At 63.2% G+C, this 7,265-nt stretch carries 7 protein-coding genes; 3 read left to right on the top strand and 4 right to left on the bottom strand.

All coding sequences use genetic code 11. From position 1 onward, the window contains the following. The 4 genes from LD28_RS0116370 to phnR form a co-directional block, all read right to left on the bottom strand. Positions 1-729: ABC transporter permease subunit (locus LD28_RS0116370; protein WP_033138009.1), on the bottom strand; the 729-nt coding region annotated here is incomplete at its 3' end. Further along, positions 726-1,820 carry a putative 2-aminoethylphosphonate ABC transporter ATP-binding protein gene (locus LD28_RS0116375; protein WP_033138010.1) on the bottom strand — a complete coding sequence of 365 codons (1,095 nt, stop codon included), beginning with the start codon at positions 1,818-1,820 and terminating at the stop codon, positions 726-728. The genes LD28_RS0116370 and LD28_RS0116375, both read right to left, overlap by 4 nt. A 271-nt stretch (positions 1,821-2,091) precedes the next feature. Next, the gene (locus LD28_RS0116380; protein WP_033138011.1) at positions 2,092-3,111 is read right to left on the bottom strand and encodes a putative 2-aminoethylphosphonate ABC transporter substrate-binding protein; all 1,020 of its coding nucleotides are present in this window, start codon (positions 3,109-3,111) and stop codon (positions 2,092-2,094) included. Positions 3,112-3,231: 120 nt separating this feature from the next. Beyond that, the gene (gene phnR, locus LD28_RS0116385; RefSeq protein WP_005300236.1) at positions 3,232-3,939 is read right to left on the bottom strand and encodes a phosphonate utilization transcriptional regulator PhnR; all 708 of its coding nucleotides are present in this window, start codon (positions 3,937-3,939) and stop codon (positions 3,232-3,234) included. 265 nt (positions 3,940-4,204) lie between these two features. On the opposite strand from phnR, the gene phnW reads away from it, so the two are divergent. The 3 genes from phnW to LD28_RS0116400 all read left to right on the top strand — a co-directional run. Then, entirely contained in the window at positions 4,205-5,347 is a 1,143-nt protein-coding gene (phnW, locus tag LD28_RS0116390) for a 2-aminoethylphosphonate--pyruvate transaminase (protein ID WP_033138012.1), read from the top strand. Continuing rightward, entirely contained in the window at positions 5,344-6,783 is a 1,440-nt protein-coding gene (locus LD28_RS0116395; RefSeq protein ID WP_033138013.1) for an aspartate aminotransferase family protein, read from the top strand. The genes phnW and LD28_RS0116395 overlap by 4 nt, the downstream gene beginning before the upstream one ends. Beyond that, positions 6,776-7,265, top strand: a 490-nt coding sequence (locus LD28_RS0116400; RefSeq protein WP_081959598.1) for an HAD family hydrolase, incomplete at its 3' end; no start/stop codon positions are given. The genes LD28_RS0116395 and LD28_RS0116400, both read left to right, overlap by 8 nt.

Below are 7,265 nucleotides of genomic sequence, written 5' to 3' on the forward strand. Positions count from 1 at the left end.
CACCTTGGCTACCCCGAAGTCGCAGATGGTGAGGGTGAAGACCGCGATGGCGGCGCTGAGCAGGCCATAACGGGCGGTAGGCAGGGTGACGGTGACAAAGGTGCGCCAGCCGCTGCTGCCGAGCACCCGGGAGGCTTCATAGAGGCGGGCATCGCTCTGGCTGAGCGCCGTGATAAGGATCATCAGAGCGTGGGGGAAGCACCAGAAACCCAGACCAATGACGATACCGATGGGGCCGTAGATGCTCTCGCCGCCGAGCAGCCCCTTGGCGATCCCCTGATTGCCAAACCAGTAGACCAGACTGATGGCGGGCAACAGGGAGGGCATCAACAGCGGGATCAAACCGATGAGGCGAAACAGGGGCTTGCCCGGCATGCAGGTGCCGGTGAGGGCATAGGCGTAGCCAAAGGCGATGGTCACCACCAGCGTGGTGATCAACACCCCGAGCCAGAGGGTGTTGCCGATGGTGCGCCCCAGATGAGGGGAGTCGAAGTAGGCGCTGAAGTTGGCAAGGCCGACCCAGAGGCCGTTCTCATCCTGCAGGCTCTTTTGCAGCATGGTGAGCAGCGGCAGCAAGAGGCCCCCCACCAGCAGGGCGATGCCGAGCACCAGCAGGATCAGTTGCAGCAGCTGATCCCGGCTCCAGCCATGGCAAAGCCGCTGCCAGCGGGCGTCTTGCCGGGCTGTTGCTGGTGGCAACATGGAAGAGGTCGCAAGGGGGGCGGTCATGGGCGCTCTCCTTCAAACAGCTGCATCGCCCCGGCGGGCCAGTGCAGCGAGCAGCGCATGCCGCTGCGCCAGCCACCCTGTTCGTGGCGGGGCAACTCGTGGGTCGGGCGCTCCACCAGAATTTGCTGCGGGCCCAGATAGGTGTCGGCGGTGCAGATAAGTCGCTGGGCTGCGCCGAGAAACTCCACTTGATCAATCTGCGCGTCGATACCGTGCTGACCAAGATAGGGTTCGCTCGGCGCACTCAGGGTGATCGCCTCGGGGCGGATCGCCACCTGCAATTTGCTGCCGGCCACGGCCCGGTTGGCAAGTGTCAGCGGCTGCTCGTTAAGGCGCACCTGAGTGGGGCTCAGCACCAGGGTCTCGAGGAAGTTCATGGTGCCGACAAAGCTTGCCACGAAACGGCTGGCAGGCTGGTGGTAGATCTCCTGCGGGGTGCCCACCTGTACGATGCGGCCGCCCTCCATCACCACGATGCGATCGGCCATGGTCAGCGCCTCTTCCTGATCGTGGGTCACCATGATGGTGGTGATGCCAAGGCGCTGCTGCAGGGCGCGGATCTCGCTGCGAAGATGGGTGCGCACCAGCGCATCCAGCGCGCTGAGCGGTTCGTCCAGCAACAACAGACCGGGGGAGAGGGCGAGCGCCCGGGCCAGCGCCACCCGCTGCTGCTGGCCGCCGGAGATCTGGCTCGGGTATTTGTGGGACTGGGCAGTGAGATCCACCAGCCCCAGCCAGTGGTCCACCCGCTCCTTGATGAGATCCCGCGCCAACCCCTGATTCTCAAGGCCGAAGGCGATGTTCTGGGCCACCGTCAGGTTGGGGAAGAGGGCGTAGGACTGAAACACGATGCCAAAATCGCGCTGCTGGGGCGGCAGGCGGGAGATATTGCGCCCCCCTTGCCAGATCTCGCCGCTGTCCGGCAGATCCAGTCCGGCGATGGCTCTGAGCAGGGTGGTCTTGCCGCAGCCGGAGGGGCCGAGAAAGCAGATAAACTCCCCCGGCTCAATGGTCAGAGAGATCCCCTTGAGGGCCTGAAAAGCACCGAACTGCTTGTTGAGATGTTGAATGTCCAGATAGGGCTGGGTCATGGTTCGACTCGCTACTGATTTGGTATATACCAGTTTGCAGGTGAAGTGTGACGGTCAGGTGATCGAGGGATGACAGCTTGATGACAGTCAGATGACGACGGGTCGTCAGCAGGTGGCTTGGTCGTGTGGGAAAGAGCGGTGCGCTACCTATTGAGGGCGACACAAACATGGGGGGTTATGCCAAAAAGCGAAGGCCAACACCTGTTGGCCTTCGACTGGCAGTTTATTGGCAGCGGTGTGTCTGGCGTGAACAAACCGCCGCCCTTCACGCTTACTGCTTGGCTTCGGTTTTGCCGTCGAAGCTGGCGCTCCACTGGGCCAGAATGGCGTTACGCTCGCGGGCTGCCCAGCTAAAGTCGTTGTCGATCATCTGGCCTTTGATATCCGCCGGATAGCCCGCTCTCGGTTGGGCTACATCCGGGATGGCGACCACTGCGAACGACTTGTTGTAGAGGGCGTTGGCCTGTTCGGTGGCGGCAAAGTCGAGCAGCTGTTTGGCGGCATCCAGCTTGGGGGTGCCCTTGATGATGGCGGCAGCTTCCATATCCCAGCCCGAACCCTCTTTCGGGAACACCACCTCGATGGGGGCACCCTTGGCCTTGAGGCTGGTAGCCGGGAAGTCGAAGGAGATACCGATCACCGTTTCACCGCTGGCGGCCAGCTTGCAGGGGGCGGAGCCCGAGTGGGTGTAACGGTCGATGTTCTGGTGCAGGCCGTTCATAAATTGCCAGCCCTGCTGCTCGCCCATGGTCTGCAGCCAGCCCGCAACGCTCAGGTAACCGGTGCCGGAGGAGCTGGGGTTGGGCATGATCACCTTGCCCTTGTAGATGGGCTTGGTGAGGTCGGCCCAGCTGGTGGGGGCCGGGATCCCCTGTTTCTCCGCCTCTACCTTGTTGAAGCAGATGGCGCTGAAGAAGGCGTCCAGACCGATCCAGTGCGGCTCGGCCTTGCTGTCGCGAAAGCGGCTGTCGAGCTTATCCAGTCCTTTCGGTGCATAGGCATTGAGCATCTGCTGCTGATCGAGTTGCATCAGGCTGGTGGCGGCCAGTCCCCATACCACATCCGCTTTGGGCTGGGCTTTTTCTGCCAGCAAGCGGGCGGTGACCACGCCGGTGGAGTCACGCACCCACTTGATGTTGATGTCCGGATGCTGGCGTTCGAACGCGGTTTTCAGCTCGTTGAGCTGCTCCGGTTCGAAGGCGGTGTAGACGGTGAGATCGGTCGCGGCCAGTGCCGGGGCGGTCATGGCAGCCAGCACGGCGGCGGCCGGCAGATGGGTTCCCTGTTTCATCCTCTTCTCCAGTTAAATTGGTTTGGTATAAACCAGATTGGTCGAGAGAGAGGCTAGGGGATCTTTATGACGTTCAGGTGACGGCCCCGTGACGTTTTGCCGTTCCTGATTTGTCCGTGACTAATCCTGGGTATCCACCTCGATCTCCAGACTGTCGTGGCGCCAGTACTCCAGATCGAAATCGAGCACCCGACCGTGCTGATCGAAGTTGAGTCGCTCGAGGCGCAGGGCAGGCAGACCGGCGGTGGCCCCCAGCGCCTTGGCCACCTCGTCCGGCAGGGCGGTGGGGAAGAAGCGCACCTGCATGCGGGCGTAGTGGAGATCGTAATGGGCCTGATAGATCTCGGTCAGGCTGCCGTTGAGATCCAGCTCCAGCAGGCCTGGTACCCGCTCTGGCAGGCAGTGGTTCTCGCAGTAGCAGATGGCGCGCCCGTTGGCATAGCGCAGCCGTTTGAGCAGAAACAGGCTGTCGAACGGCTTGAGCTGCAACTGCGCCATCAACGCGGGCGGCACTGCCTGGCGGCTTTTCTCCAGCAACTCGGTGCGCGGCTCGCCCCCTTGCTCCCGCACTATCTGGTGAAAGTTGGAGGTGCGTCTGGGGTTCAAGCGAAAGCGCGGCGGGGTGACGAACCAGCCGCGGCGATCCTCCCGATAGATAAGGCCGTTTGCCTCCAGCTGCACCAGTGCCTCGCGAATGGTGACCCTTGTGGTGCCATAGAGTTCCCCCAGCAGCCGCTCGGAGGGGAGCTTGTCGTTGGGGGCCAGACCCCCCGCCAGGATCTGGTTGGCGAGGGCATCCTTGATCTGCAGATATTGCGGTTTGCTCATGAAAATCCCTGGTTTTGCAATAAGTTGTGCAATGAGTTGGGCAATGGGCTGGGCACAGGGCAGGTCATCTGCCCGGTCGTTAAAGGGCAACATCAACATGCGTTGGTAGATACCAGCATCGCCCCTGCTATTCAGGCTTCCTAGATTATCGCGATCCCGGCGCTGAAAATGAATTTTTTGTTGCACGTAGCGCCACCCCTTTGACCTTGGCGGGGCAGTTACCCACAATGCGCTCATTCTGGTATATACCAAAAGGAGCGAAGTCATGACCCATATCCCTGCGGCTCCCGCCGCCGTTGATTACCTGCTGCTGACCCCGGGCCCCCTCTCGACCACCGCGACTGTGCGTGCCGCCATGCTGCAAGACAGCTGCACCTGGGATGCGGACTACAACCAGGGCGTGGTGGAGCCCATCCGCCGCGAGCTGGTGCGGCTGGCCACTGGTCCTGAATGTGAAAGTGACTACAGCGCCGTCTTGCTGCAGGGGAGCGGCAGCTATGTGGTGGAGAGCGTGCTGGGCTCGGCGATAGGCGTCGATGAGTGTCTGCTGATCATCAACAACGGCGCCTACGGTGCCCGCATGGGGGAGATGGCCCGCTGCCTTGGCCTGCGTCACCATGAGCTGGACTGCGGCGAGACCAACCGCCCCGAACCCGCCGCCATCGAGGCGATGCTGGCGCGCCACCCCGAGATCACCCATCTGGCCATGGTGCACTGCGAGACCACCACCGGTATGCTCAACCCCCTTGAGGAGGTAGCTGAGCTCTGCCAGCGCCGCGGCATTCGCCTGATCGTCGATGCCATGAGCAGCTTTGGCGGTATCCCCATCGACATGGGGCGCCTTGGCATCGAGTTTCTCATCAGCTCAGCCAACAAGTGCATTCAGGGGGTGCCGGGTTTTGGCTTTGTCATCGCTCGCCGCGCCGCGCTGGTGGCCTGCGCCGGTCGTGCCCGCTCGGTCTCCCTCGACCTGCACGCCCAGTGGCAGACCATGGAGCAGCAGGGGGGCAAGTGGCGCTTTACCTCGCCCACCCATACCGTGCTTGCCTTTGCCCAGGCGCTGCGCGAGCTGGACGAGGAGGGGGGCATTGCAGCCCGCCATCAGCGCTACAGCGAGAATCAGCGCACGCTGGTGGCGGGGATGGCTGCCCTCGGCTTTGCGCCACTGCTGCAAGAACAGTGGCAATCCCCCATCATCACCGCCTTCTACTCCCCGGCTCATCCTGACTACCGCTTTGCCGACTTCTACCAGCGGCTCAAGGCGCAGGGCTTTGTTATCTATCCGGGCAAGGTCTCGCAAGCCGATTGCTTCCGCATTGGCAATATCGGCGATGTGACCCCGGAGCGGGTGCGGGATCTGCTCGCCGCCATGGCCAGCGCCTGCTACTGGCAAGGGGACGCGCGATGACCAGCATGGCGCCTCACGGTCGTGACCTGCGTGGCCGCGATTTGCACGACCATAAGCTGCACGGCAGTGGCCGCGCCGACAGTGAAGGGGATATCAACCTCGGCGAGGGGCGGGCGCGCTGGTGGGCAGGCCAGAGCAAGGCCGTGCAGGCGGGGCTGGCGGAGGATAGCCGCTACTTTCTCCATCAGGCGCTCTCCACCCCCTGTCTCGATCTGCTTGAGCGCGCGCAGGGGAGCTGGCTGACCAGTGTATCGGGCAAACAGTATCTCGATTTCCACGGCAACAGCGTCCATCAGCTGGGCCACGGTCACCCCAGAGTGGTGGCCGCGGTGCAGCAGCAACTCGCCGATCTGCCGTTTGCGCCCCGCCGCTACACCCATCAGGTTGCCATCGACTGCGCCCGCACCCTGGCCGAACTGACCCCCGGCGATCTCAACCGGGTGCTGTTCGCCCCCGGTGGTAGTGAGGTGGTGGGGATTGCCTTAAAGCTCGCCCGTTTCATCACCGGCAACAGCAAGGTGGTGTCCCTGTGGGATGCCTTTCACGGCGCCTCCCTCGATGCCATCTCGGTCGGCGGCGAGGCCTGTTTTCGCGCCGGTATGGGCCCGCTGATGGCCGGGGTGGAGCGCATCCCGCCCCCCACCCGCTATCGCGGCGTCTGGTATCGCGGGGAAGGGGATGACCTGCATTACGCCGATTATCTGGAGTACGTCATCGAGAAGGAGGGGGGCATTGGCGCCTTTATCGCCGAGCCCATCCGCAACACCGACGTGCAGGTGCCCTCGAAGGCCTACTGGCAGCGGGTAAGAGAGATCTGCGATCGCCATAAGGTGCTGCTGATCGTCGACGAGATCCCCAACGCCCTGGGGCGTACCGGCCACTGGTTCAGCTTTGAAGAGTTTGGCATCGAGCCCGACATCATCTGTTTGGGCAAGGGGCTGGGGGGCGGGGTGGTGCCGTTTGCGGCGCTCATTACCCGCGACCGTTTCAATCAGGCGGCGGCCATCTCGCTCGGTCACTACACCCACGAGAAGAGCCCCATCGGCTGCGCTGCGGCCCTCGCCACCATCAGTACCATCCGTGAAGATGGATTGCTGGCAAAAGCGCAGGAGGATGGCCGCTTTATGGCGCGCGAGCTCGCGGCATTTGCCGAACGTCACCCGCTGATCGGGCAGGTGCGCGGTATCGGTATGCTCTGGGCGCTCGATCTGGTGGTCGATCACCAGAGTCGCACCCGCAATAGCCAGGCCGCCGAGCGGCTGCTCTACCGCTGTCTGGAGCTGGGGCTCAGCTTCAAGGTCTCCCAGGGCAACGTTATCCAGCTTTCGCCGCCGCTCAATATTGCCCGTGCCGATCTGGTGCGCGCCATCACCATTCTCGAGCACGCTCTCGGCGAGATCGCACTTTCACCGAAACAGGAACATCACAATGACTGACTTGCAAATTGCCGCAGACCCGACCACCGACGTAGAGGCGCTGATCCTCGACTGGGCTGGCACCGTCGTCGATTTCGGCTCCTTCGCCCCCACCTCCATCTTCGTCGAGGCCTTCGCCCGCGCCTATGACTTTCCCGTGACTCTGGATGAGGCGCGCCAGCCCATGGGGCTGGGCAAGTGGGATCATATCGCCGCCCTGGGCCGTCTGCCCTCGGTGGATGCGCGCTGGCAGGCCCGCTTCGGCCACCCCATGAGCCACGCCGAGGTGGACCACATTTATCACACCTTTATGCCGCTGCAGATTGCCGCCGTGACCCGCTTCGCCGACCCCATCCCCGGCGTATTGCCGGTGCTGGATGCTCTGCGGGGGCAGGGGATGAAAATTGGCTCCTGCTCCGGTTATCCCCGTCCGGTGATGGAGGCGCTGGTGCCGGCAGCGGCCGATCACGGCTATCGGCCGGATCACTGGGTCGCCACCGACG

Source organism: Aeromonas finlandensis (assembly GCF_000764645.1).
Lineage (GTDB): Bacteria > Pseudomonadota > Gammaproteobacteria > Enterobacterales > Aeromonadaceae > Aeromonas > Aeromonas finlandensis.